Raw genomic sequence first — 23798 nt, forward strand, 5'->3', positions numbered from 1 at the left:
CTAAAATAAAACCACCTATGGAGGTGCCCCATGCACGACGATCCCAACGCTACCTGCCCGGTGGCCCGTGCGCTGGACCTGATCGGCGACCGCTGGTCGCTGCTGATCGTGCGCGACGCCTTCGATGGCGTGCATCGGTTCAGCGATTTCCAACGCAGCCTGGGCATGTCGCGCAGCATGCTCAGCCAGCGCCTGCAGGCGCTGCAGGATTCCGGGGTGCTCGCCCAGCAGCCGGCGGCCGATGGCAGCCGGTACCACGACTACGTCCTGACACCAAAAGGGCAGGCGCTGTTCACGCTGGTGGTGGCGCTGCGACAGTGGGGCGAAGCGTTCCTGTTCGCCGAACATGAACCACGCTCGCAGCTGCTCACCCTGGCCGATGGCCAGCCGCTGGCGCCGCTGCTGCCGCAGGACAGGGAAGGGCGCGTGCTGGCGTCCGCGGCAACGCACGTGGTCAAGCCCGCCACGCCGTGATCGACGGGGCGGCCCTACGCCGCCGAAACTGAACACGCTGTTGACAGGGATGAACAGGGTGAACGACTCTTCACCGGATGGGTGCCGCCTGCGGCGCCCACCGGGCAGGGCGGCTGTATCGACGGGCGGAGGGGCCTGGTCGTAGCTGCATTACCTGGTAGTACCCGATACCGGCCTGCAAGGCGCCGGCATCCGCCATCTTGGCGCTGCACCCTTCTGCGGCACGACTCCCTGGATTTTTTGCGCAAGCAAAGGTGTTTCGCCCGCTTATGAAAACGATTACAAAGCCACTGGCCCTGACGGCCGCCATCACGCTCTCGCTGGCCGCCTCGGCCTGGGCCGCGCCCACCGCCACCACCGGCGGAGCCGACGCCTTCACCGTGCTCAGCCTGGAACAGGCGCCGAAATGGCTCAATGCGGCCGACGTTGCGGCCCAGCTGCAGGCCATGAACGTGGATGCGCTGACCATCGGCAACGTGCACCGCGAAGCAGACACCAGCGGCACCAGCCACGCGCCGGATCCGCTGGAAGCGCTGGCCGACCAGCTGGGTTACACCTACCGCTTCGTCAGTGCCGACCCGGCCTCGGCCGAGCGCCGTGGCAGCATCGTGATCTCGCGCCTGCCGGTGGAAGCCGAGTCGGGCATCGAAGCGCCGGGCATGAACTACCTGCGCTTGAATGACGGCCGCCACGTGGTGGCGCTGTACACGCAGACCGCCGCTGCCGATGGCGCACGCTTCAAGCAGCTCATCGAGGCCTCGCGCGTGGGCGCGCCGTCCGTGCTGCTGGGTGTCAACGATGCCGCCGTGACCGGCTTCGACGCCAACGGCGACGTGGCCCGTTCCAACGGGTTCCAGTCGGCCACCAGCACCGCGGTCAAGCTGCGCATCGATGCCGACAGCCCGGCCATCGCCGGCAAGTTGCTGACCCTGGGCTACGCCGCGCCGGTCGGCGGCGACACGCCGTGGATGGACACCTCGCTCAACGCCGATGCACGCGCCCGGCTGATCGTGGCGAAGATGACCGACGACGAGAAGTTCCAGATGCTGCACAGCTACTTCGGGCTGGGCAAGGATGGCGGCCCGCTGCCGGAAGGCGCGGTCGGTTCGGCCGGTTTCGTGCCGGGCGTGGCGCGGCTGGGCATTCCGTCGCAGCAGTCGGCCGACGCCGGCGTGGGCGTGACCAACCCGGGCGGCATCCGCAAGGGTGACCACGCCACGGCGATGCCGTCCGGCCCGTCCACCGCGTCCAGCTGGAACCCGGAAATCGCCTTTGCCGGTGGCGCCACCATGGGCCGCGAGGCCTGGCAGCAGCGCTTCAACATCCTGCTGGCTGGCAGCGTCAACCTGCAGCGCGATCCGCGCAACGGCCGCAACTTCGAATACGCCGGTGAAGACCCGTTGCTGGCCGGTCGCCTGGTTGGCGAGTCGATCCGCGGCGTGCAGAGCCAGCACGTGGTGTCGACGATGAAGCACTTCGCGCTCAACGACATGGAAACCTCGCGCAATTTCCACAGCGCCGAGATCGGCGAGCAGGCCATGCGCGAATCGGACCTGCTGGCGTTCGAGATCGCCCTGGACATCGGCAAGCCCGGTTCGGTGATGTGCTCCTACAACCGCATCAACGGTATCTACGGTTGCGAGCACGATTACCTGATGAACCAGGTGCTCAAGCAGGAGTGGAAGTTCCCCGGTTTCGTGATGTCCGACTGGGGTGGCGTGCACAGCGGCTCGAAGGCGGCGCTGGCCGGTCTGGACCAGCAGTCGGCCGGTGAAGTGTTCGACAAGGCCGTGTATTTCGATGAACCGCTGCGCCTGGCCGTCAATGGCGGCGTGGTGCCGCGTGCGCGTCTGGACGACATGGTGTCGCGGATCCTGCGCGCGATGTTCGCCAACGGCAATTTCGACCTGCCGCCGCAGCACCAGCCGATCGATGACGCCGCCGGTTTCGCCGCCGCGCAGCGCACCGTGGAAGAAGGCAGCGTGCTGCTGCGCAATGCCAACAACGTGCTGCCGCTGGGCCCGGAGGTCAAGCGCATCGTGATCATCGGTGGCCACGCCGACAAGGGCGTGATCGGCGGCGGTGGTTCGTCGATGGTGGGCTGGACCGCCAAGGGCACCAACGCGGTGCCGGGCGTGCTGCCGACCACCTGGCCGGGTCCGGTGATCTTCCATCCGTCCTCGCCGCTGGAGGCCCTGCGCGCCGAGCGCCCGGACGCCAGCATCGAGTACGTGGATGGCCGCAACGTGGCCGCCGCCGCGCGCGCTGCCGCCGCGGCCGACGTAGCGATCGTGTTTGCCACGCAGTGGTCAGCCGAATCGGTCGACCTGCCGCACATGAAGCTGCCCGACAACCAGGACGCGCTGATCGCCGGGGTGGCCAAGGCCAACCCGAAGACCGTGGTGGTGCTGGAAACCAACGGCCCGGTCGAGCTGCCGTGGCTGCAGCAGGTGCCGGCGGTGCTGCAGGCGTGGTACCCGGGCATCCGTGGCGGCGAAGGCATTGCCGCGCTGCTGACCGGCAAGGTCAATCCATCCGGCCGCCTGCCGGTGACCTGGCCGGTGGATGCCAGCCAGCTGCCGCGTCCGGAAGTGAACGGGCTGGGCTTCAACCCGAAGCACAAGCCGGACGACACCATCGATTACGACATCGAAGGCGCCAACGTCGGCTACAAGTGGTTCGCCGCCAAGGGCCTGACCCCGCAGTTCGCGTTCGGCCATGGCCTGTCCTACACCAGCTTCACCTATGAAAACCTGAGTGCCATCTCGATGGGCCAGCGTCTGGTCGCCACCGTGGACATCCGCAACACCGGCAAGGTGGCCGGCGCGGACGTGGCCCAGCTGTACCTGAAGATGCCCGAAGGCAGCGCCACCCCGATCCGCCTGATCGGCTTCCAGAAGGTCACGCTGCAGCCGGGCGAATCGCGCCGGATCCGCATCGAGGCCGAACCGAAGACGCTGGCCAGCTTCGACACCGCCGACAAGCAGTGGAAGATCGCCGAGGGCCGCTACGAACTGCAGCTGTCGCGCTCGGCCAACGAGCCGGTGGAAACCATCGCGTTCGTGCTCGGTGATGAAGTAGTGCGTTAAGCGACGGCGGGTACCGACCGACGGTCGGTACCTACCCGCCGGGTTGGCCATCATGATGGCCAACCCCTGCACGCAACCCGGTGGGGCACGACCGTTGGTCGTGCCTGCCGCGGCTCAACCGGGCAGATGCTGGCGCAGGTGCGCCAGCAACAGCTGCACCCGACGCGAAGGATGTGCGGTGTTGGGAAACACCGCATACACCCCCTGGCGCGGAAAGCGGTGCCCGCGCAGGATCGGCAGCAGCCGACCTGCCGCCAGGTCCTCGGCAATCAACCACTGCGGCAGCACCGTGGCGCCGGCCCCGGCCAGCGCGAAGGCACGCAACGTGGACGCATTGTCCACCGTGACCACCGCATCGGCGGGGTTGCTGGCAAACATCTGGTCGCTGCCATCGGGGGCGATCAACGGCAGGTCCGCCAAACGCGGATAGCCCAGCCGTGGCAGCGTACGCACCCAGTCCGGGTCGTCACGCGCGGCATCATCGGGCAAGCCCGACAACACCGACGGCGCGGCCACCGCGCACAACGCGTGCTCATCGAGCAGGGTGGCGCGCAGCTCGGAATCGGCCATGCGCCCCAACCGGATGGCCAGGTCGAACCGCTCGGGAATCAGGTCGGCATGCGCCGGTGTGGTCGACAGGTGCAGCCGCAGCTGCGGGTGCAGGGCGCGGAACCCCTCCAGCAGCGGCACCACCTTGGCGGCGGCATATTCGGGCGTGGTGGTCAGGCGCAGCGTGCCACGCAGCTGCAGCTGCTCGCTGCGGGCCTCTTCGATGGCCCGTTCGGCGGTGGCCAGCATCGCCACGCAGTGCTGGTGAAAGCGCTCGCCGGCCTCGGTCAGCGCCAGGCTGCGGGTGTTGCGCACCAGCAGGGTCACGCCCAGTTCCTGCTCCAGCCGCTTCAGATTGAAGCTCACCACCGCCTTGCTCTGGCCCAGGCGCTGCGCGGCCGCGGTGAGGCTGCCGGCATCGACCACGGCCTTGAAGGTCTCGAAGCGGTCCAGGCTGACCATCGCGCACGCCTCTTGTGTCAAAAATGGTTTGACAGTCTTGCATTGGATGTTCGGTTTATCCAGCGTCGCCCAGCGCGCATGCTGCCGCCTCGCAACTGGAGTGCCGCATGACCTATCGCGCCAAAGTGGAGCTGCTGTACCTGCTCGGGTTCTCGCTGGACCTGGTCAACATGTTCATCGGCACGGTGGCCTATCCGGCCGTGGCGGCCGACCTGCACGCCTCGGTGCCGCAGCTGGCGTGGATCGGCAACGCCTACATGCTGGGCCTGACCCTGGTGATCCCGCTGGGCAGCTGGCTGGCCGCGCGGCTGGGCGAGCGCCGGCTGCTGTGCCTGTCGCTGGCGGTGTTCGCGCTGGGCGCGATCCTGGCCGGCACTGCGCCCAGCATCGAAGCGCTGATCGGCTGGCGGCTGCTGCAGGGACTGGGCGGCGGGTTGCTGATTCCGGTCGGGCAGGCGATGGCCTACCGGCATTGCCCACCGGCCGAACGTGGCCGCCTCACCGCGCGCATCATGGCCGTGGCCCTGCTGGTGCCGGCGCTGTCGCCGACCCTGGGCGGCTGGCTGGTCGGGCTGGGATCATGGCGCTGGGTACTGCTGGCCAGCGTGCCATTGGCCGCGCTCACGCTGCTGCTGGCTGCCGCGTGGATCCGCACCGAGGCGCCGCGGGCGCTGCCGCGGCTGGACCGGCGCGGCCTGGTGCTGGGCTCGCTGGGCCTGAGCCTGCTGCTGGTGGCCCTGAGCCAGATCGCCGAGGCTCAGCAGCGCACGCTGGGGATCACGCTGCTGGTGGTCGCCGCCGCTGTGCTGGCGGTCTATGCGCGCACCGCTGCCCGCACCGCGCAGCCGGTACTGCACTGGGCGTTGCTGCGACACCCCACGCTGCGCCTGGCCATGGTGGTGTACCTGCTGGTGCCGGGTACCTTCATCGGCACCCAGCTGGTGGCGACGCTGCTGCTGCATCGGCAGGGCTACACCGCGGCGGCCATCGGCGGCTTCATGCTGCCTTGGGCGATGGCCTCGGCCTGCGCGATCGCCACTACGCGGCACTGGCTGCCGCGCATCGGTGCGCGGCCGCTGTTGAGCGCGGGCATGCTGTGCCAGGCCGTGGGCATCGTGCTGTTGATCGGCATCCAGCCCGGCCAGCCGGGGGTGCCGGTGCTGGCATTCGCGCTGATGGGGCTCGGCGGCAGCCTGTGCAGCAGCAGCGCGCAGACGCTCGCGTTCCAGGGCATGCAGGACCAGGACATGCTGCCGGCCAGCGCGCTCTGGAATCTCAACCGCCAACTCAGTTTCTGCCTGGCCGCCGCGCTGCTGGCCTGCGTGCTGGCGGTGCTGTCGTCGCGGATGCCCGACCGCGCTTTCGCGCTCACCCTGTTGCTGGCGGCTGGCATGAGCCTGCTGCCGCTGCTTCTGCTCTGGCGCCTGCCGGCGTCCACCCTGACCTTGAGGACCTCCGCATGACTGACACCTCCGCCCTGCACGAAATCCATGCGCTGCATGTGCTGATCGAAGACTGGTTCAACGCACGTATCCCGGCATCCGCGCTGGACACGCTGATGGCGCGTTTCACCGATGACTTCTGCATGGTCGGGGTGGCCGGCCAGCGCCTGGATCGAGACGCCGTGCAGGCGTTGTTCGCCGGCAGCCATGGCGCACGCGCCGGGCTGGTGATCGCCATCGAATCGGTGCAGGCCACGGCCCTGCCGTCGCCGCTGGCCATGCTGCGCTATCGCGAAGGCCAGGGCGTGGAGGAGGGCGCGATGCGCTGGCGGGAATCGCTGGCCGTGCTTCGCCAGGAGCACGGGCAATGGCGCTGGTTGGCGCTGCATGAAACAGCCAGCGCGTGAATCAGCGCACGCGGTAAACGCCGAGCTGGTCCTCGTCGACCAACACCACGCGGTCGGGTCGCGCGCTGAAGCAGGGCGCGATGAGCAGCGGCCGCACATCGCCGGCCTGCATTGCGCCACGCAGGAAGGCGACCACATCGGCCGCCGTGGCACGGAAGGTGCGCCCGCCGAACAGGGCGGTGCGCCCCTTCCAGGTCACCACGTTATGCGCCACGTAGCAGCTGGCATCCTGCAGGACGTCAGCCAGCGCTTCCAGGTCGGCGATGGGCTGGAATGGCGCGCCCGCGGCAACGGCATCGCGCATCTGGAAATAGACGCGCTGCTCTTCCTCCCGTGACGCCAGCTCGGCGCGCACCAGTGCCTGCAGTGTGTAGTGGTTCTTCATCATCAGCCGCCTGGTCCGGTGGAGAGTACCGCCGTGGACTCCGGGGCCCATTCTGCGGTGGCGCGCATGGCTTTGCACGATACGGTGGTTGATGGCTGAATGCGGGAGAGGGCGTTCCGTCGGGACCATCGGCATCTACCGGCGCGGCGCGGGCGGCGCTAGGCTGCGGTGATTGCCACCCTGCCGGGAGATAGCCCATGCGTGTCCGTGTCGTGCCTGTCGTGCTGTTGAGCCTCATGGTTGCCGCCAGTGTGTCGGCGCAGACCTCGCCGATGACCCCGGATGTTCCGGCCAAGGGGTTCGTCACGCCCACGGCCAGCAATGACTACGACAAGCGCGTGGTGATGGTGCCGATGCGCGACGGCACAAAGCTCTACACGGTGATCGTGGTGCCCAAGGGCGCGAAGCACGCCCCGATCCTGCTGACCCGCACGCCGTATGACGCGGCCAACCGCGCCAAGCGCATCGACTCGCCGCACATGCGCGACATCCTGCCCCAGGGCGATGAGGTGTTCGTCGACGGCGGCTACATCCGGGTGTTCCAGGACATCCGCGGCAAGTACGGCTCCGAAGGCGACTACGTGATGACCCGACCGCTGCGCGGGCCGCTCAACAGCACCAAGGTGGACCATGCCACCGACGCCTGGGACACGATCGACTGGCTGGTCAAGCACGTGCCCGAAAGCAACGGCAAGGTCGGCATGCTGGGCTCTTCGTATGAAGGCTTCACCGTGGTGATGGCGCTGACCAACCCGCACCCGGCGCTGAAGGTGGCCGCGCCGCAGAGTCCGATGATCGACGGCTGGATGGGCGATGACTGGCTCAACTACGGCGCCTTCCGCCAGGTCAACTTCGGCTACTTCACCGGCCAGCTGGCCAAGCGCGGCAAGGGGCCGTCGATTCCCAGCGTCGGCTACGACGACTACACCACCTTCCTGCGTGCCGGCTCGGCGGGCGACTACGCACGCGCCAACGGGCTGGACCAGCTGCCGTGGTGGCACAAGCTGATCGAGCATCCGGCCTACGACGCCTTCTGGCAGGAACAGGCGCTGGATGCGCAGATGGCCAAGACCCCGCTGAAGGTGCCCACCATGTGGCTGCAGGGCCTGTGGGACCAGGAGGACATGTGGGGCGCGGTGCACAGCTATGCGGCGATGGAGCCGCGTGACAGCAGCAACACGCTCAACTACCTGGTGATGGGCCCGTGGCGGCACAGCCAGGTGAACTACGACGGCAGCAGCCTGGGCGCGCTGAAGTTCGACGGCGATACCGCACTGCAGTTCCGCCGCGACGTGCTCAAGCCGTTCTTCGACCAGTACCTGGTGGACGGCGCGGCCAAGGCCGATACGCCGCCGGTGCTGATCTACAACACCGGCGAGAACCACTGGGACAAGCTGCAGCAGTGGCCGCGGACGGTGGCACAGAGCAAGCCGCTGTATCTGCGTGCGGGCGGCAAGCTGTCGTTCGAGGCGCCGCAGCCGGGCGAAGCCACCTACGAGGCCTACGTGGCGGACCCGGCCAAGCCGGTGCCGTTCGTGCCGCGCCCGGTGCGCTTCGCCGACCGCGACATGTGGACCAGCTGGTTGGTGAAGGACCAGCGTTTCGTGGACGGGCGGCCCGACGTGCTGACCTTCGTCAGCGAACCGCTGACCGAACCGCTGCGCATCGGCGGCGCGCCGCAGGTGAACCTTGCCGCGGCCACCACCGGCAGCGATGCCGACTGGGTGGTGAAGCTGATCGACGTGTACCCCGACCAGACCCCGTCCACGCCGGAGATGGGCGGCTATGAGCTGGCGGTGTCGATGGCGATCTTCCGCGGGCGCTACCGCGAGAGTTTCAGTGCGCCCAAGGCGATCGCGGCCAACCAGGTGCTCGATTACACATTCGGCCTGCCCACGGCCAACCACGTGTTCCAGCCGGGCCACCGGGTGATGGTGCAGGTGCAGTCCAGCCTGTTCCCGCTCTACGACCGCAACCCGCAGACCTTCGTGCCGAACATCTACCTGGCCAAGCCGGGCGATTACCAGAAGGCGACGCAGCAGGTGTGGCACGCGCCGCAGCAGGCAAGCTTTATCTCGCTGCCGGTGTATTGACCGCGGACGCACGGATAACCTTCAACGCCCGGGTAGAGCCGACCGTTGGTCGGCTCCCCTTGCGCGGATCCGGGTGCAGCCGACCAACGGTCGGCTCTACCCGCATTGCGTCGCCCGTGCACAGGCGCTAGCGTGCAACTCCGTTTTCCCTGATGTGACCGATGAAAAGGATGTTCGTGCTGACGGCGCTGGCCGCGCTTGCCACGCCGGTGCAGGCGCAGTCGTTCACCGTGCTTGGCCACCGCTTCGGCGCCGATGCGCTGGTAGCCGCCGATGGCCGCCTGCTGGTGGCACCCAACGGCGAGCGCATGGTGCGGCTGGCTGCCGATCGCTGGATGCGCGCACAGGGCGACGCCACGCCCCAGCAGTGGTACGACGATGCAGGACGACTGCTGCGCGAAGACCGCGGCTACACCGAGTACCACACGCCCTTCGTGCTGCCGCAGGCCGCACCCGGCGACCCCTTATGGAAGGCGTTCATCCGCGCCGACGGCGAGCCGACGGGCGGTTGGGGCGTGGTGGATGCACTGGGGCAGGTGCGCCTGCCGGCGTTGAACGATGGCGAGTGGCTGCCCCTGGCCGTGCCCGATCGCGTGTTGTGGCATGCCAACAGTGGCGCGCTGCGTTTCCACGACCTGCATGGGCAACCGGTGATGGAGCTGGACGAACGCAAGGCGCAGTGGGTGGCCGGGCCCTTCGCCGGCCGTCACGTGTATGTGTCCTGCAGTGTCGAGGTGCCCGCGCAGTGCAACGTGCAGAACGAAGCCGGCAAGACGCTGTTCGCCGACGACATTGACGCGCTGCTGCCGGTCAGCGACGGCGGCTGGTGGTTGCGCCAGGGCGAGCTGTGGCGGCGGGTGGATGCGCAGGGCAGGGCGACAGATGCGGCGCGCTACCGCCAACAAGGCCTGTACCCACGCTATCGCCAGTACGGCGGCAGCGCAGGCCGGCGCGACTGGCCCGAGCAGGTCAGCCGCCATGCCACCGGCCGCGAGAAAGACACCCCCGAGCCCGGTTGGCTGATGGCCGACGGACGCTTTACCGCGCAGCCCACTACGCGCGGCCGGGTTCGGATGGACTACTGCGATGGTCGTTGGCAGGTGGTGCATGACGACGATGCTTCGCCACCCACCGAGGTGCCGGCCGCGCTGGCTGCCGTGCTGGGCGAGCCCGATGCCGAGCAGCGGCAGGCACCGCCGTGGCGCGTTCACCCTGCCACCGACGACCACCCCGCCGCGGTACGCGACTGCAACGGCCAGCTGATGTTCGCCCCGCCCAGCGTCGACCGGCTGGACGCGGTGGGCGCGGGCCTGCTGGGCACGTTTGTGGGCGAGTCCTCGCCCCGGTTGTGGTGGGAGGGCGCCACCGCACACACGGTGCCCCAAGGCCTGGCGATCGACGACGATCATGTGGTGCCACCGCTGCTGTTGCTGTGGAACCAGGCCACGGGCCAGAACCAGCTGTACAACATCGCGCTGGGCAAGGTGATCGGGCGCAGCGTCGATGGGGTTGAGCACATGGACGCACGGCGCGTGGTGTTCCGCCGCGAGGGGCGGCAGGGCCTGATGCTGGCCGATGGCAGCGAGCCGCTGCCGCCCCGGTACCTGGAGATCCTGCCGTGGGGCGAAGACCGCACGTTGACGCGGCGTTACCTGGAGGACGGCGATGAGGAGCTGACCCTGCTGGATGCCGATTACACCGTATTGATGCGACGACGCTTGGCCTTCACCGGCGTGGCACTGGAAACGACCTGGGAAGGAGACGTGCAGGGTCACGCGGTGGCCCGGCTCAACCTGGGCACGATGCAGCTGCCCGATGGCCCGTACTTCGTCCAGCAGTGGCTGGATCGCAACGGGCAGGTGCTGGTCAGTGACGTCAGCTGCCCGGCACCCGGCGATGATGTGCTCGCACGGGGAGCAGGCGTGATGCTGGGCATGGGATGGCGGCAGGACAGCACGCCGCAGAAGCCCTGTCGGTTGCCGGATGCGTTGATGCCGGTGTTGCAGGGCGGCGACACAACGCCCGCGATGCGGTAATGCCGGCCAGCGGCCGGCATTGCCAAGGCAGCCGACCAACGGTCGGCTCTACCGGGTCATGCGCCGGAGACGCTCGGGTAATCGGTGTAACCGCGCGAGCCGCCGCCGTACAGCGTGTCCGGGTCCAGGTCGGACAGCGCAACGCCCAGGCGCAGGCGTTCAACCAGGTCGGGGTTGGCGATGAACGGACGGCCGAAGGCGATCACGTCGGCGTAGCCGGACGCGATGGCGGCCTCGGCGGTGTCCTTGGTGTAGCCGTTGTTGGCGATCCACGCGCCCTTGAACTTCGCCCGCAGTGCCTGGTAATCGAACGCGATATTGTCGCGCGGGCCGCCGGTGGCGCCTTCGATGACGTGGATGAAGGCCAGCGGGCCAATCGCATCCAGGCGCTCCACGGCGCGTTCGAACAACGGCTGCGGCTGCGAATCGTGGGCGTCGTTGGCCGGGGTCACCGGGGACAGGCGCACGCCGGTGCGCTCGGGACCGATCTCCGAGGCGATCGCACGGACCACCTCGTCGAGCAGACGGGTGCGGTTTTCGATGCTGCCACCGTATTCGTCGGTGCGCTGGTTGCTGCCGTCGCGCAGAAACTGGTCGATCAGGTAGCCGTTGGCGGCGTGCACTTCGACGCCGTCGAAGCCGGCGGTGATCGCGTTGCGGGCGGCCTGGCGGTAGTCCTGGACCAACGCGGGGATTTCGGACAGCTCCAGTGCGCGCGGCGCCGAGACATCCTCGAAGCCCTTGCTGGTGAAGGTCTTGGCCTTGGCCGGCAACGCACTCGGGGCTACCGGGACCTCGCCGTCGGGCAGCAGGCTGGTGTGCGAGATGCGGCCCACGTGCCACAACTGCAGCACGATCTTGCCGCCGCGTGCATGCACGGCGTCGGTGACCTTCTTCCAGGCGTCGATCTGGCCCTGGCTGTAGATGCCGGGCGTGTCCAGATAGCCCTGGCCCAGCGGGCTGATCTGGGTGGCCTCGGCAATGATCAGGCCCGCGCTGGCGCGCTGTTCGTAGTACTGGATCGCCAGGGGATTGGGCACGCGCCCTTCGATGGCACGGTTGCGGGTAAGCGGGGCCATCGCGATGCGGTTGGCGACCGCAATCGCACCGAGCCGGGTGGGGGTGAACAGGGGGCCGTCACTGGAAGAAGTCATGTGCATACCTAGGAAGGAGGGGGCCGCATCACGCAGCGTGTTAATGACCAGATGTGGACGTACGACCGCCAGCATAGGGGGGCGTGCGTTGCACCGATGGGAAGCATTGTTGCGGTCGCCCCTGTGCACGTTCTGTAACGCGTTGCAGGCGTACCGTGAGGGCAGATGCAGGCGCTGCCTGCGACATGTTCCAACCAGAGGTACAACGCGATGATTGATTATCAGCTCAAGGGCAAGGTGGCGATCGTGACCGGTGGCGTGTCCGGCATCGGCCTGGCCGCCGCCGAACTGCTTGCGGCATCCGGCGCAGCGGTGGCGGTGTGGGATCTGAAGGACGAGGCGGTGCAGAAGACGGCCGAAGCGCTGCGCGCCAAGGGCGTCAAGGCGATCGGCATCGCGCTGGACGTGACCGACGAGAAGGCCGTGGAAGCGGCGGTACAGCGCACCGTGCAGGAACTGGGCGGGCTGCACATCGCCGTCAACAACGCCGGCATCGGCGGGCCGTCGGCGACCAGTGGCGACTACCCGGTGGACGGCTGGAAGCGCGTGATCGACGTCAATCTCACCAGCGTGTTCCTGTGCCAGCGTGCGCAGATCCAGGCCATGCGCAACGGCGGCAAGGGCGGCAGCATCATCAACATGGCGTCCATCCTGGGGCAGGTGGGGTTCAACAATTCCGCTGCCTACGTGGCGGCCAAGCACGGGGTGGTCGGGTTGACCCAGACCGCGGCGTGGGAGCATGCCGGCGACAGAATCCGGGTCAATGCCGTGGGCCCCGGTTTCATTGCCACGCCGCTGCTGGACAAGATGGATCCGACGGTCAAGCAGGCGCTGGAAAGCAAGCACGCACTGGGCCGTCTCGGCCAGCCCGATGAGGTCGCCGCGCTGGTGGCGTGGCTGGCCAGCGACGATGCCTCGTTCGCCACCGGCACCTATTACGCCATCGACGGCGGCTACCTGGCGCAGTAACGAGCGCCCGCCGGTCATGCGGTACCCCACTGCCGCATGACTGTGCACATCCGCCTCACGCACCCCTTCACGGTGCTGCCACGGCCGCCACGCAAGGCTGGGCCGAACAGGCGAGGACGTACGGATGGGACTGGAACAGGATCTATCGATACTGCTGCGGATTGCCGCAGCCATGGTGTTTGGTGGCTTGATCGGCATCGAGCGCGAGATGGGCAAGCACGCAGCCGGGCTGCGCACGCACATGCTGATTGCCGGCGCGGCTGCCTTGATCGTGGGCCTGGGCGACAGCATCGCCGAACACTTCCAGCAGGAGCGCTATCGCGACCTGCTGCAGGTGGATCCGGTGCGCCTGATCGAAGCGGTGGTGGCCTGCGTTGGCTTCGTTGCCGCCGGCACCATCCTGCGCGGGTCGCGCGATGACCAGGTCAGCGGCCTGACCACGGCCAGCTCGCTGATCATGTCGGCGTCGATCGGCATCGCGGTGGGCATCGGCGAGTACGTCATCGCCATCGGGGTCAGCATTCTGTGTCTGATCGTGCTGGCCGTGTTCAGTCGGATTGCCAAAAAACTGGAGGCGTCATGAGCAGCGACCGTCCCTTCCAGATCCAACATATCGACCACATCGTGCTGCGCGTGCAGGACCTGCCGCGCGCCGTGGCGTTCTACCGGGATGTGCTCGGCTGCACGGTGGCGCGCGAACGGCCATCGCTGGGCATGGTGCACCTGCACGCCGGGACCTCGATGATCGACCTGGTGGCCGTGGACGGAAAGCTGGGCACGCCCGGCGGCGCGGCGGCGGGAGCGCAGGGGCACAACCTGGAGCACCTGTGCCTGCGGGTGGAGCCGTTCGATGTTGAACAGCTGCGGGCGCACCTGCAGATGCACGCGGTGGAACTGCGCGGCAAGCCACAGAACAATTTCGGCGCCGAAGGCGATGGCCTGTCGGTGTACCTGCACGACCCGGACGGCAACGGGGTGGAGCTGAAGGGCCCGGCCAGCGACTGCGGCTGCAGCTAATGGTCATACCAAAATACGGGGCATAGACCTATGGTCTAATAGGCCTGTCGCGCAATTGGCGTTTCAATGCGGACACTTCCTGACCCTTCGCTGCTTATTGGTCGTACCAATAACGGCAGGGGTGGGAATGCATGCCGGCCCGCACCTCCCGTGCGCGGCCTTCCGTCCGTCCCGTTGAGATCCGCCGATGCAGCCCTGGCAACAACTGTATGACCCCGCTGGCAACCTGTGGCTGTCCAGCCTGATCGCGCTGTTGCCGATCGCCTTCTTCTTCGTCGCCCTGGCCGTGCTGCGCATGAAGGGCTGGCTGGCCGGAACGCTCACCGTGGCCATCGCCCTGGCGGTGGCGCTGCTGTTCTACCGCATGCCGGTGCAGCAGGCGTTCGCGGCCGGGGCGTACGGGTTCATCTACGGGCTGTGGCCGATCGCCTGGATCATCCTGGGCGCGGTGTTCCTGTACAAGGTCTCGGTCAAGACCGGGCAGTTCGACATCATCCGGGCCTCGATCCTGTCGGTCACCGAAGACCAGCGCCTGCAGATGCTGATGGTCGGCTTCGCGTTCGGCGCGTTTCTGGAAGGCGCGGCCGGTTTCGGTGCGCCGGTGGCGATCACCGCCGCGCTGCTGGTGGGGCTGGGCTTCAAGCCGCTGTATGCGGCCGGGCTGTGCCTGATCGTCAACACCGCACCGGTCGCCTTTGGCGCGATGGGCATTCCGATCATCGTGGCGGGGCAGGTCACCGGCCTGGATCCGTTCGAGATCGGGCAGATGGCCGGCCGCCAGCTGCCGTTCCTGACCATCATCGTGCTGTTCTGGATCATGGCGATCATGGACGGCTGGCGCGGCGTCAAGGAAACCTGGCCGGCGGTGCTGGTGGCTGGCGGCTCGTTCGCCATCGCGCAGTACCTGACCTCCAATTTCATCGGCCCGGAACTGCCCGACATCACCGCCTCGCTGGCCTCGCTGGTGTGCCTGACCCTGTTCCTGCGCCGCTGGAAGCCGGTGCGGATCTTCCGCTTCGATACCGAAACCAGTGCGGAGGCCGCAGCGCAGGCGCTGGAGGCCCCGCGTTACCGCACCGGGCAGATCATCAAGGCGTGGTCGCCGTTCCTGATCCTGACCGCGATGGTCACGGTATGGAGCATCAAGCCGTTCAAGGCGTTGTTCGCCGCTGGCGGGCCGCTGGAACACTGGGTGCTCAAACTGCCGGTGCCGGCGCTGGACCAGCTGGTGCAGAAGATGCCGCCCATCGTGCCATCGCCCAGCGCCTACGAGGCGGTGTACAAGTTCGATGCCGTATCGGCCACCGGCACCGCCATCATGCTCGGCGCGGTGCTGGCCATCGTGCTGCTGAAGATGCGTCCGGCCGCAGCGCTGCGCACGTTCGGTGAGACCGCCAACGAGCTGAAGGTGCCCATCTACTCGATCGGCATGGTGCTGGCGTTTGCCTTCATCGCCAACTACTCGGGTCTGTCGGCCACACTGGCGCTGGCCCTGGCACACACCGGCAAGGCGTTCACCTTCTTCTCGCCGTTCCTGGGCTGGCTGGGCGTGTTCCTGACCGGCTCGGACACCTCCTCCAACGCGCTGTTCTCGGCGCTGCAGGCCACCACCGCCCAGCAGATCGGCGTGTCCGAGGTGCTGCTGGTGGCGGCCAACACCACCGGCGGGGTGACCGGCAAGATGATCTCGCCGCAGTCCATCGCCATCGCCTGCGCGGCGGTGGGGCTGGCCGGCAAGGAGTCCGACCTGTTCCGCTTCACGGTCAAGCACAGCCTGATCTTCACCGTGATGGTGGGCATCATCACCACGCTGCAGGCCTACTGGCTGACCTGGATGATTCCCTGAGCCATGCGCGGATCCAGCCATGCGGGCGACAATGACGGCATGAAGAACGAACGCCTGTCCGACAAGGTGGCCGCGCAGCTGCGTGGCCTGGTGAGCACGCAGAACCTGCAGCCGGGGGATCGGCTGCCGGCCGAACGGGCGCTGGCCGTGCAGCTGGGGGTGTCACGCACTGCCCTGCGTGAGGCGATCGCGCAGCTGGCCAGTCAGGGCCTGCTGACCGCGCGGGTGGGCGGTGGCACCTACGTGGCCGAACCCGCCGCGCGTGCCCGGCAGGCCATCGACGAACCGCTGATGCCGTACCTGCCGCTGTTCCAGGGCGACCCGGAATACCGCTTCGACGTGCTGGAGATCCGCCACGCGCTGGAAGGCGCCACTGCCTGGCACGCCGCGTTGCGCGCCACCGATGCGGACCGGGCGAAGATCCGCGATGCCTTCGACACCATGATGGCCGCCCACGGCAAGGACGACCCGGCCGGTGAGGCGCGCGCCGATGCGGCCTTCCACCTGGCCATCGCCGAGGCGTCGCACAACCTGGTGCTGCTGCAGGTGATGCGTGGCCTGTTCGAGCTGCTGCAGACCAACATCTCGCAGAGCCGCGAAAAGCTGTACACCTCGCCGCGCACCTTTGAGCCGTTGTCGGTGCAGCACCGGGAAATGATGGACGGGGTGCTGTCCGGCGATCCCGAACGCGCGCGTGCCGCCGCACACGCCCACCTGGAATTCGTGCACACCTCGCTGCGCACGCTTGACGACAACGAGGCCCGGCGCGCGCGCGCCTCGCGGCTTCCTTCTGCCCACGGTTGATTCCCATGATCATCTCCGCCTCCACCGATTACCGCGCGGCCGCCCAGCGCCGGCTGCCGCCGTTCCTGTTCCACTACATCGATGGCGGCGCGTATGCCGAACACACCCTCAAGCGCAACGTGTCCGACCTGGCCGACATCGCGCTGCGCCAGCGCGTGCTGCGCAACATGGCCGAGCTGAGTCTGGAGACAACCCTGTTCGGCGAGCGCCTGGCGATGCCGGTGGCGCTGGCGCCGGTCGGGCTGACCGGGATGTATGCGCGACGCGGTGAGGTGCAGGCGGCGCGGGCGGCGGCCAGTCGCGGCATTCCCTTCACCCTGTCGACGGTGTCGGTGTGCCCGATCGAAGAAGTGGCGCCGGCCATCGACCGCCCGATGTGGTTCCAGCTGTACGTGCTGAAGGACCGCGGCTTCATGCGCAATGCGCTGGAGCGGGCCAAGGCCGCCGGGGTGACCACGCTGGTGTTCACCGTGGACATGCCCACCCCCGGCGCACGCTACCGCGACGCCCACTCGGGCATGAGCGGCCCCAATGCGCCGCTGCGGCGCATGCTGCAGGCCGCCACCCATCCGCGCTGGGCGTGGGACGTGGGCCTGCGCGGTCGCCCGCACGATCTGGGCAACATCTCCACTTACCGCGGCAGCCCGACCGGGCTGGCGGACTACATCGGCTGGCTGGGTGCCAACTTCGATCCCTCCATCTCCTGGAAAGACCTGGAGTGGATCCGCGAATTCTGGACCGGGCCCATGGTGATCAAGGGCATCCTCGACCCGGACGATGCACGTGATGCGGTGCGGTTTGGCGCCGACGGCATCGTGGTCTCCAACCACGGCGGCCGCCAGCTGGATGGCGTTCTGTCCACCGCGCGTGCGTTGCCGGCCATTGCCGACGCGGTGAAGGGCGAGCTGAAGATCCTGGCCGATTCGGGCATCCGCAGCGGCCTGGACGTGGTGCGCATGCTCGCGCTGGGCGCCGACAGCGTGCTGCTGGGCCGTGCCTTCGTCTATGCGCTGGCCGCGCAGGGCGGCGAGGGCGTAGCCAACCTGCTCGACCTGATGGCCAAAGAGATGCGCGTGGCAATGACCCTGACCGGGGCGAAGACCATCGCCGACATCAGCGGCGACGCGCTGGCCGAGGTGGCCCGGCACGCGCAGGTGCGACCGTGAGCGACCCTGCCGCGCTGCTGGCCGCGCTGCGCGCCATCGTGGGCACCGCGCATGTGCTCAGTGGCGACAAACCGACTCGGCGCTTCCGCAAGGGCTACCGCTTCGGTGACGGCCCGGTGCTGGCCGTGGTGCGCCCGGGCACGCTGGTGGAGCAGTGGCGCGTGCTGCAGGCAGTGGTAGCGGCCGATGCCGTGGTCATCATGCAGGCCGCCAACACCGGCCTGACCGGCGGGTCCACCCCCGATGGCGCGGACTACGACCGGCCGGTGGTGATCATCAACACGCTGCGCCTCACCGGCATCCAGCTGGTGAACGACGGCCGCCAGGTGGTGTGCCTGCCCGGCGCCACGCTGGACCGGCTGGAGCAGTTGCTGGCCCCGTTGGATCGCGAGCCGCATTCGGTGATCGGCTCGTCCTGCATCGGTGCGTCGGTGCTGGGCGGCGTATGCAACAACTCCGGCGGCGCCCTGGTGCGGCGCGGCCCGGCGTATACCGAGCTGGCCCTGTACGCCCAGGTCGACGCGCACGGGCACCTGCAGCTGGTCAATCACCTGGGCATCGCGCTGGGCGGCGCACCCGAAGAGATCCTGGACCGCCTGCAGCGGGGGGACTACCGCGCTGCCGACATCGACAACGACAGCGGCCGCGCGGCGACCGATCCGCGCTACGCCGAGCAGGTGCGGCAGGTGGACGCGCCCACCCCGGCGCGCTTCAACGCCGACCCCGCGCGGCACTACGAAGCGGCCGGGTCGGCCGGCAAGCTGGCGGTGTTTGCGGTGCGCCTGGATACCTTCGCGCGCGAGCGGGCCGAGGTGTTCTACATCGGCAGCAACACGATGGACGACCTCACCGCGATCCGCCGCCACCTGTTGACGGCGTTCGAACGCCTGCCGATTTCCGGCGAGTACCTGCATCGCGACGCCTTTGATATCGGCGAGCGCTACGGCAAGGACACCTTCCTGCTCATCGATCGCCTGGGCACTGCGCGTGTACCGGCTGCATTCGCGCTGAAGAGCCGCATCGACGGCTGGTTCGAAATGGTCGGGCTGCGTGGGGTCACCGACCGGGTCATCCAGGCCATGATGGGCCTGCTGCCGGGGCACCTGCCGCCCCGCATGAAGCAGTTCCGTGACCGTTACGAGCACCACCTGCTGTTGAAGGTATCGGCGGTGGATGCGGCCGCCACCGAGACCTTCCTGCGCACGCACTTCGCCGATGGTGAGGGTGACTTCTTCGCATGCACCGCCGATGAAGGCCGCAAGGCGTTCCTGCACCGTTTTGCGGTGGCAGGCGCGGCCGTGCGGTATCGCGAAGTCCACCGTGAGGCGGTGCAGGACATCGTCGCGCTGGACGTGGCCTTGCGCCGCGATGACCGCCAGTGGGTGGAACAGCTGCCGGCGGACATCGACGCCAAGCTGGCCGGCAAGCTGTATTACGGGCACTTCTTCTGCCACGTGTTCCACCAGGACTACATCGTGCGCAAGGGCGAAGATCCGCTGGCGATCGAGCATGCCATGTGGGCGTTGCTGGACGCGCGTGGCGCCGAGTACCCGGCCGAACACAACGTGGGCCACCTGTACCCGGCCAAGCCGGCCCTCGCGGCGTTCTATCAGCAGCTCGATCCCAGCAACACGTTCAACCCGGGCATCGGCCAGACGCCCAAAACCCGCCACTGGAACGGCTGCGACTGCACCTGAACCAGGACCGGGTAGAGCCACCCCATGGGTGGCTGCACGCAAAACCCGCGATCTGATGGCACAGCCACCCATGGGGTGGCTCTACCCGGTGGGGAATCACTCGCAGCGGACGGCGGTGATCACGTTCTGCTTGTCGATGAACACGCGCAGGCGATCCTGGCGAAGGTCACGGGTGGTGATGGTTTCCGGGCCAATCGGGTTGACCAGGCCGGCACCGCTCTGCGCCGACAGCTTGCGCATGGTGGCTTCATCGGCCGGCTGTCCCACGGCCCACTCCAGGCCATCGGCCTTGCACAGGCCCGGACCCTTGACCTGCGGACCGGGGGTGCTGACGCAGGCGCTGAGCGCCAGGCTGGCGACAAGGGCCAGCGTGGCGGCCAGGCGGCCGGAAGTAACGCTGCGCGAATGGAAAGTCATGGGGTCGCTCCTGCGGATTCAGGCGCTGACGATACCACTGCCGCCGCGATCTTCGCGTGGTGGCAACGCTACACTGCACGCCGTCGCAAAAGAGTGGGAGAGGGCAGTGCTGCACGTGTTCATGCTGGGCGGGCGCCATGCGCGTGCGCGCATCGAGGTCCATGACGTGGCCTTCGCCAATGTCGACCGCCCCGAAGATGCCTACCCGCAGTTGCGCCGGGAGTGGTTCGGAGACGCCAAGGGCCTGCACGTGGACGGCTGGCTGGCAGTGGACGGGGTGGACGGCCATCAGGTCCGTTTCGGCGACGTTGCCCCGGGCCCGGCTGCGCCGCGCCTGTTCTTCATCAACCTGGGCGGCTACGTGCCACGCGCGCTGGGCGAGGCGCACGACTACCTGCTGCTGGTCGCCGCTGACGTGGCCGACGCCAGGCAGAAGGCCAAGGGCCTGCGCGACGCCAGTTGGATCATGCCGCATACCGACGCGGTGCTGGACGTGGACGACTGCATCGCCATCGACCAGGTGGGCGGCCGCTACGTGCAGCTGCAACCGGGCGCGCATGCGGAGGTCACGCTGGTCAGCGATTACATCGTGATCGGCTGAGCGCGCCCGTACCTCAGCCCGTGGGCGACGGCTGCCGGTCCATCGAGGGACAGCTTTCGGCCTGCTCCGCTGCGGCCACCGTGACCGTGGCGCGTTCGCCATCACGCTGGCGCAGGACGATGTCATCCACCCGCGCCCACTGGCCGTCCGCGCTGAAAGCGGTCTCGTAGGGCCCATGCACGAGCGAGAAACGGGCCAGCACCTGCGCCGCCTCCAGGTCCAGCAGGAACACGTTGGCGTAGCGACTGGTGCCGGGGGCCATCTGGTCCCACGGGACGCCCCAGGCGAGCGCGCGGGTGCGGGCGCAGTTCACCTGCCACCCATCCACCGCCGATCCCAGCCGTATCCGGATCGCACGGGTGCCCCGCTTGAACACCACGTCATGGCCGCGGACCGCGACGTCGGTGACCGCGGCCGGAGGGCGGTGGGACGGGAGCGGCCGTTCTGTGTTGGCTGCCGCTACGCCACTGCAGGCCAGCAACAGCAGGCAGCCACCGGCGAGCCGGCCACCCCGGAGCACGAAGCGGCGTGTGCCCGCGTGATTACGGCGTCGCTTCATCCTGTCCGCCACGCCGCGTGTAGACGGCCTTCCAGACGGCATCCAGATGCTTCTGGAACAGCGGCGGGGCATCCTTGTAGGACGCGCTGTCCTGGCGCTCGCCGCCGAACGGTGCGTCGCCTTCGATGGTGACAAGCGATTCGCCGTCGATGCGGTAGACATCGTTGTCGCGCCGAAGTTCGATCACGATCTGCTGCGGGTCCACGCCGCCGCCGCAGAAGCTGTGGCTGGCCAGGGTGAGCTCGGCCACGCCATCGCCGTCCAGGTCGCTGGCGCCGCTCTGGTCGAGAAAGTAGCCCGCGTCCAGGTCCAGGCCTTCGCACTCGGTCGGGCTTTCGCTCTGCCAACGCTGCACGAAGGGAGCGTCGGCGGCGGCGCGGCCATACAGGGTGGCGGTCAAGGTGGCCACGTCCATGTCCTGGTCGCTGTCGGCGTCGTGCGTGCGCGTATCGGTGCGCGCCAGTACCAGCAGGCCTTCACCGGCGGTGTCGCGGTAGTGCACCAGCTTCAGCGGGTCACGGATGCCCAGGCCATCGGTTTCGCTGCCGGGCAGGGCGGGCAGGACCGCAAACCCACCGGTCGCCGGCTGCGCGGGCGCTGCGGCAGAAGCGGGGCCTTCAGGGGCGGCATCGGTGGCGACATCGGTGTCCGTTGCCGCCTTGCCAGGCCCGCCGCATGCGGCCAACGCCAGCGCGCAGGCCACGGCGAGCCAGCTGCTGCGGTCAACGCTCATTGCCGCTGGCCTTGGTGACGACGACGATGCCGAGGGCGTCATTGAGGGTTTTGGCGTGGGTCGCATCGAGTTTCGGATCCTTCAGTTCTTTGTTGGCGAAGGCCAGGTAGGCCTTGGGCACGTAATAGCGCAGCGACGCTGGATTGTATTTGACGAAGTTGATCTGGTCGCTCTGGTTGCCGCCCAGCAGGATCGGGCTGCTGCCATCGAGCGCGTAGACAAAGCCCACGTGGCTGGTCTTGACCAGCGCGATCGCGCCAAATACCGGTGCATCGATCTGCACGTAGTTGGTGGTGTCGGCGGCGAACGAGCGGGCGCGGTAGGGATGCGGGTTGGAGATGGGGTACCCGGCCTTGCGCATGCAGTAGTTCACGAACGAGGCACACCAGGCGTTGTCTCCGCCGGCCATGGTCTTGAACTGCTTGCCGTAGCCGATTTCGTCGTGGAAGTTGATCGTCTTGGTGATCACTGCTTCCTTCTTGCCCGACCACTTCTTGGCCTGCGCGTAGGCATGCTCGATCCACGGCGCACGTTGCTGCGAGTACGGTACCAACGCGATCGGGTGGGCCTGGTTCTCGGCACTGCGCACCGGCCGGGTGTCCACGGCCGCGGGCGGCTTTACCGCCGGCTGCTTGGGCGGGGCAACCGGCGGCGGCTTGACCAGGCTGGGCGCCGGCCCGCTCGGCTTGCTGGAGGCAGGCGGCTGGGTGGTCTTGGGCTTGGTGACTGCGGTGGAGGCCGGTTCTGCCTTCTTCGCACCGGCCGGCAGGTTGATCGACTGCCCCGGGCTGATCTTGTTGCGGTCCTTGATCGCCGGGTTGGCGGCCATGAGCTGGTCGACCGAAACGCCGTGGCGGTCGGCGATGCCCGACAGCGTGTCGCCGCGCTTGATCGCATAGCTGTTCCGGGCGGCGGCGGGTGCGGCATCGTTGGCGGCCGCGCCGGACGTGCTGCCCTGCGGTGCCGGCCCGTAGATCCAGATCACCTCGCCCGGAAAGACCTTGTTGCGGTCCCGGATCCGGTTGTTGCTGACCAGTTCGTCCACGCTGGTCTTGAACTTGCTGGCCACCGTGCCGAGCGTGTCCTTTGGCTGGATCACATAGCGGATCGGCGCGCGCTTGGCGTCGCGCGGACTGCTGTCGGGGTTGTGCGGCTGCGAGCCGGCCAGCGCGGTGACCAGCGGCCGCGCGAACAGCAACGACGTCGACGCCTGGTCCAGCACGAACTCGCCGATCTTGGTGCCCACCTTGCCGGCCTCCTCGGCGAACAGCTGCACCATCTCACCCGGCTTGCTGGTGATGAACGCCGGCAGCACGCCATAGGCGTTGGTAGTGAGCTTCTTCTCCTTGCCGGTGCTGGTCTTGGCCACCACGGGGAAGGACGGCAGCGGCTTGGCGCCATCGGACAGCGACACCTGGGTGGCGTGCACGATCTTTTCCTTGCGCGTGTCCGAATTGGCGTTGAAGCCTTCGTACTGTTCCATCGCCGCGACCATGCCGTTGAACTGCTCGTCGGTCATGTCCTTGATGACCGTCTGGTCGGTCGCGCCGGACTTCTTGCGCACGAACGCCAGGTACTTGGCCGTGTCGTTCTCGCCTTCCGGGGCATAGGTGTGCATCGCGTTGTACAACGTCATGTCGTTGTACTTGCGCCGCAGCAGGGCGCGCTTCTCCTTGCGGCCTTCCTCGGCGCTGGAAAAGATGGCGAACTTGCCGCTGGCCGTGTCGGCCTGGCCGATCATGCTGACGTACTTGCCGCCAGGGCGCAGGTTGCCCGGGTTGTTGAGCAGCCACGCCAACGTACCGCCGGTGCGCAACATCTTGTCGCCGTTCGCAGCGGTGAATTCCACCGTGCGGATGTCCTTGTGAAATACCGCGCTGATGTACGTGGTCATGGGC

The 23798-nt window shown here is 68.0% G+C and carries 21 protein-coding genes; 14 read left to right on the top strand and 7 right to left on the bottom strand.

Annotation, left to right across the window (positions count from 1 at the left end; genetic code table 11):
• Nucleotides 1-30: 30 nt before the first annotated feature.
• Complete coding sequence (locus DX03_RS08575) at nucleotides 31-474, top strand: winged helix-turn-helix transcriptional regulator (RefSeq protein WP_038687943.1); 444 nt, start codon at nucleotides 31-33, stop codon at nucleotides 472-474.
• A 269-nt stretch (nucleotides 475-743) separates the two neighbouring features.
• Nucleotides 744-3563, top strand: coding sequence for a beta-glucosidase (locus tag DX03_RS08580; protein ID WP_081797196.1), 2820 nt, complete (start codon nucleotides 744-746; stop codon nucleotides 3561-3563).
• A gap of 114 nt (nucleotides 3564-3677) precedes the next feature.
• On the opposite strand, the gene DX03_RS08585 is transcribed toward DX03_RS08580, so the two are convergent.
• On the bottom strand, nucleotides 3678-4574 hold the full coding sequence (locus DX03_RS08585) for a LysR family transcriptional regulator (protein WP_038687945.1): 897 nt from the start codon (nucleotides 4572-4574) through the stop codon (nucleotides 3678-3680).
• Between the two features lie 107 nt (nucleotides 4575-4681).
• On the opposite strand from DX03_RS08585, the gene DX03_RS08590 reads away from it, so the two are divergent.
• A complete protein-coding gene (locus DX03_RS08590; protein WP_038687946.1) occupies nucleotides 4682-6037 on the top strand; it encodes an MFS transporter in 1356 nt (451 codons plus the stop codon).
• Nucleotides 6034-6423: a DUF4440 domain-containing protein gene (locus tag DX03_RS08595; protein WP_038687948.1), complete on the top strand. Its 390-nt coding sequence runs from the start codon at nucleotides 6034-6036 to the stop codon at nucleotides 6421-6423. Before DX03_RS08590 ends, DX03_RS08595 begins: the two co-directional genes overlap by 4 nt.
• Before the next feature lies 1 nt (nucleotide 6424).
• On the opposite strand, the gene DX03_RS08600 is transcribed toward DX03_RS08595, so the two are convergent.
• Entirely contained in the window at nucleotides 6425-6808 is a 384-nt protein-coding gene (locus tag DX03_RS08600) for a hypothetical protein (protein ID WP_185753493.1), read from the bottom strand.
• Between the two features lie 197 nt (nucleotides 6809-7005).
• Between DX03_RS08600 and DX03_RS08605 the strand changes: the two genes are divergently transcribed.
• Nucleotides 7006-8901 carry a CocE/NonD family hydrolase gene (locus DX03_RS08605; RefSeq protein ID WP_038687951.1) on the top strand — a complete coding sequence of 632 codons (1896 nt, stop codon included), beginning with the start codon at nucleotides 7006-7008 and terminating at the stop codon, nucleotides 8899-8901.
• Nucleotides 8902-9062: 161 nt separating this feature from the next.
• Nucleotides 9063-10937 carry a hypothetical protein gene (locus DX03_RS08610; protein WP_185753494.1) on the top strand — a complete coding sequence of 625 codons (1875 nt, stop codon included), beginning with the start codon at nucleotides 9063-9065 and terminating at the stop codon, nucleotides 10935-10937.
• Nucleotides 10938-10993: 56 nt separating this feature from the next.
• Here DX03_RS08610 and DX03_RS08615 read toward each other — a convergent pair whose 3' ends face one another.
• On the bottom strand, nucleotides 10994-12091 hold the full coding sequence (locus tag DX03_RS08615; protein ID WP_038687956.1) for an alkene reductase: 1098 nt from the start codon (nucleotides 12089-12091) through the stop codon (nucleotides 10994-10996).
• A 210-nt stretch (nucleotides 12092-12301) separates the two neighbouring features.
• On the opposite strand from DX03_RS08615, the gene DX03_RS08620 reads away from it, so the two are divergent.
• From DX03_RS08620 to dld, 7 genes are all read left to right on the top strand, one after another.
• The gene (locus DX03_RS08620) at nucleotides 12302-13060 is read left to right on the top strand and encodes an SDR family NAD(P)-dependent oxidoreductase (protein ID WP_038687958.1); all 759 of its coding nucleotides are present in this window, start codon (nucleotides 12302-12304) and stop codon (nucleotides 13058-13060) included.
• Nucleotides 13061-13184: 124 nt separating this feature from the next.
• Nucleotides 13185-13643: an MgtC/SapB family protein gene (locus DX03_RS08625; protein ID WP_038687960.1), complete on the top strand. Its 459-nt coding sequence runs from the start codon at nucleotides 13185-13187 to the stop codon at nucleotides 13641-13643.
• Nucleotides 13640-14077 carry a VOC family protein gene (locus tag DX03_RS08630; protein ID WP_038687962.1) on the top strand — a complete coding sequence of 146 codons (438 nt, stop codon included), beginning with the start codon at nucleotides 13640-13642 and terminating at the stop codon, nucleotides 14075-14077. Before DX03_RS08625 ends, DX03_RS08630 begins: the two co-directional genes overlap by 4 nt.
• Before the next feature lie 187 nt (nucleotides 14078-14264).
• On the top strand, nucleotides 14265-15923 hold the full coding sequence (gene lldP / locus DX03_RS08635; protein ID WP_038687964.1) for an L-lactate permease: 1659 nt from the start codon (nucleotides 14265-14267) through the stop codon (nucleotides 15921-15923).
• Nucleotides 15924-15962: 39 nt separating this feature from the next.
• A complete protein-coding gene (gene lldR / locus DX03_RS08640) occupies nucleotides 15963-16727 on the top strand; it encodes a transcriptional regulator LldR (RefSeq protein WP_038692117.1) in 765 nt (254 codons plus the stop codon).
• Between the two features lie 5 nt (nucleotides 16728-16732).
• Nucleotides 16733-17893 carry an FMN-dependent L-lactate dehydrogenase LldD gene (gene lldD / locus DX03_RS08645; protein ID WP_038687967.1) on the top strand — a complete coding sequence of 387 codons (1161 nt, stop codon included), beginning with the start codon at nucleotides 16733-16735 and terminating at the stop codon, nucleotides 17891-17893.
• Entirely contained in the window at nucleotides 17890-19590 is a 1701-nt protein-coding gene (gene dld, locus DX03_RS08650; protein WP_038687969.1) for a D-lactate dehydrogenase, read from the top strand. The genes lldD and dld overlap by 4 nt, the downstream gene beginning before the upstream one ends.
• 96 nt (nucleotides 19591-19686) lie before the next feature.
• Here dld and DX03_RS08655 read toward each other — a convergent pair whose 3' ends face one another.
• Nucleotides 19687-20007: a hypothetical protein gene (locus tag DX03_RS08655; protein WP_038687971.1), complete on the bottom strand. Its 321-nt coding sequence runs from the start codon at nucleotides 20005-20007 to the stop codon at nucleotides 19687-19689.
• 106 nt (nucleotides 20008-20113) lie between these two features.
• Between DX03_RS08655 and DX03_RS08660 the strand changes: the two genes are divergently transcribed.
• Nucleotides 20114-20608, top strand: coding sequence for a DUF1543 domain-containing protein (locus DX03_RS08660; protein ID WP_038687973.1), 495 nt, complete (start codon nucleotides 20114-20116; stop codon nucleotides 20606-20608).
• Between the two features lie 13 nt (nucleotides 20609-20621).
• On the opposite strand, the gene DX03_RS08665 is transcribed toward DX03_RS08660, so the two are convergent.
• The 3 genes from DX03_RS08665 to DX03_RS08675 are packed head-to-tail and all read right to left on the bottom strand — an operon-like array spanning nucleotide 20622 to nucleotide 23794.
• Nucleotides 20622-21167 (bottom strand): hypothetical protein, encoded by a 546-nt coding sequence (locus DX03_RS08665; RefSeq protein WP_185753495.1) that lies wholly within the window; start codon nucleotides 21165-21167, stop codon nucleotides 20622-20624.
• A complete protein-coding gene (locus DX03_RS08670) occupies nucleotides 21151-21900 on the bottom strand; it encodes a M949_RS01915 family surface polysaccharide biosynthesis protein (protein ID WP_038687977.1) in 750 nt (249 codons plus the stop codon). The genes DX03_RS08665 and DX03_RS08670 overlap by 17 nt, the downstream gene beginning before the upstream one ends.
• Nucleotides 21890-23794, bottom strand: a complete 1905-nt coding sequence (locus DX03_RS08675) for a TIGR02594 family protein (RefSeq protein ID WP_038687979.1) — start codon at nucleotides 23792-23794, stop codon at nucleotides 21890-21892. Before DX03_RS08675 ends, DX03_RS08670 begins: the two co-directional genes overlap by 11 nt.
• Nucleotides 23795-23798 lie beyond the last annotated feature (4 nt).

It is taken from the genome of Stenotrophomonas rhizophila, from assembly GCF_000661955.1.
Classification (GTDB): domain Bacteria; phylum Pseudomonadota; class Gammaproteobacteria; order Xanthomonadales; family Xanthomonadaceae; genus Stenotrophomonas; species Stenotrophomonas rhizophila.

Excerpts from the sequence above, each read along its gene's own strand:
- DX03_RS08575 (WP_038687943.1), top strand. The coding sequence starts at position 31 with ATGCACGACGATCCCAACGCTACCTGCCCGGTGGCCCGTGCGCTGGAC.
- DX03_RS08580 (WP_081797196.1), top strand. The coding sequence starts at position 744 with ATGAAAACGATTACAAAGCCACTGGCCCTGACGGCCGCCATCACGCTC.
- DX03_RS08585 (WP_038687945.1), bottom strand. The coding sequence starts at position 4,574 with ATGGTCAGCCTGGACCGCTTCGAGACCTTCAAGGCCGTGGTCGATGCC.
- DX03_RS08590 (WP_038687946.1), top strand. The coding sequence starts at position 4,682 with ATGACCTATCGCGCCAAAGTGGAGCTGCTGTACCTGCTCGGGTTCTCG.
- DX03_RS08595 (WP_038687948.1), top strand. The coding sequence starts at position 6,034 with ATGACTGACACCTCCGCCCTGCACGAAATCCATGCGCTGCATGTGCTG.
- DX03_RS08600 (WP_185753493.1), bottom strand. The coding sequence starts at position 6,808 with ATGAAGAACCACTACACACTGCAGGCACTGGTGCGCGCCGAGCTGGCG.
- DX03_RS08605 (WP_038687951.1), top strand. The coding sequence starts at position 7,006 with ATGCGTGTCCGTGTCGTGCCTGTCGTGCTGTTGAGCCTCATGGTTGCC.
- DX03_RS08610 (WP_185753494.1), top strand. The coding sequence starts at position 9,063 with ATGAAAAGGATGTTCGTGCTGACGGCGCTGGCCGCGCTTGCCACGCCG.
- DX03_RS08615 (WP_038687956.1), bottom strand. The coding sequence starts at position 12,091 with ATGACTTCTTCCAGTGACGGCCCCCTGTTCACCCCCACCCGGCTCGGT.
- DX03_RS08620 (WP_038687958.1), top strand. The coding sequence starts at position 12,302 with ATGATTGATTATCAGCTCAAGGGCAAGGTGGCGATCGTGACCGGTGGC.
- DX03_RS08625 (WP_038687960.1), top strand. The coding sequence starts at position 13,185 with ATGGGACTGGAACAGGATCTATCGATACTGCTGCGGATTGCCGCAGCC.
- DX03_RS08630 (WP_038687962.1), top strand. The coding sequence starts at position 13,640 with ATGAGCAGCGACCGTCCCTTCCAGATCCAACATATCGACCACATCGTG.
- lldP (WP_038687964.1), top strand. The coding sequence starts at position 14,265 with ATGCAGCCCTGGCAACAACTGTATGACCCCGCTGGCAACCTGTGGCTG.
- lldR (WP_038692117.1), top strand. The coding sequence starts at position 15,963 with ATGAAGAACGAACGCCTGTCCGACAAGGTGGCCGCGCAGCTGCGTGGC.
- lldD (WP_038687967.1), top strand. The coding sequence starts at position 16,733 with ATGATCATCTCCGCCTCCACCGATTACCGCGCGGCCGCCCAGCGCCGG.
- DX03_RS08655 (WP_038687971.1), bottom strand. The coding sequence starts at position 20,007 with ATGACTTTCCATTCGCGCAGCGTTACTTCCGGCCGCCTGGCCGCCACG.
- DX03_RS08665 (WP_185753495.1), bottom strand. The coding sequence starts at position 21,167 with ATGAAGCGACGCCGTAATCACGCGGGCACACGCCGCTTCGTGCTCCGG.
- DX03_RS08670 (WP_038687977.1), bottom strand. The coding sequence starts at position 21,900 with ATGAGCGTTGACCGCAGCAGCTGGCTCGCCGTGGCCTGCGCGCTGGCG.
- DX03_RS08675 (WP_038687979.1), bottom strand. The coding sequence starts at position 23,794 with ATGACCACGTACATCAGCGCGGTATTTCACAAGGACATCCGCACGGTG.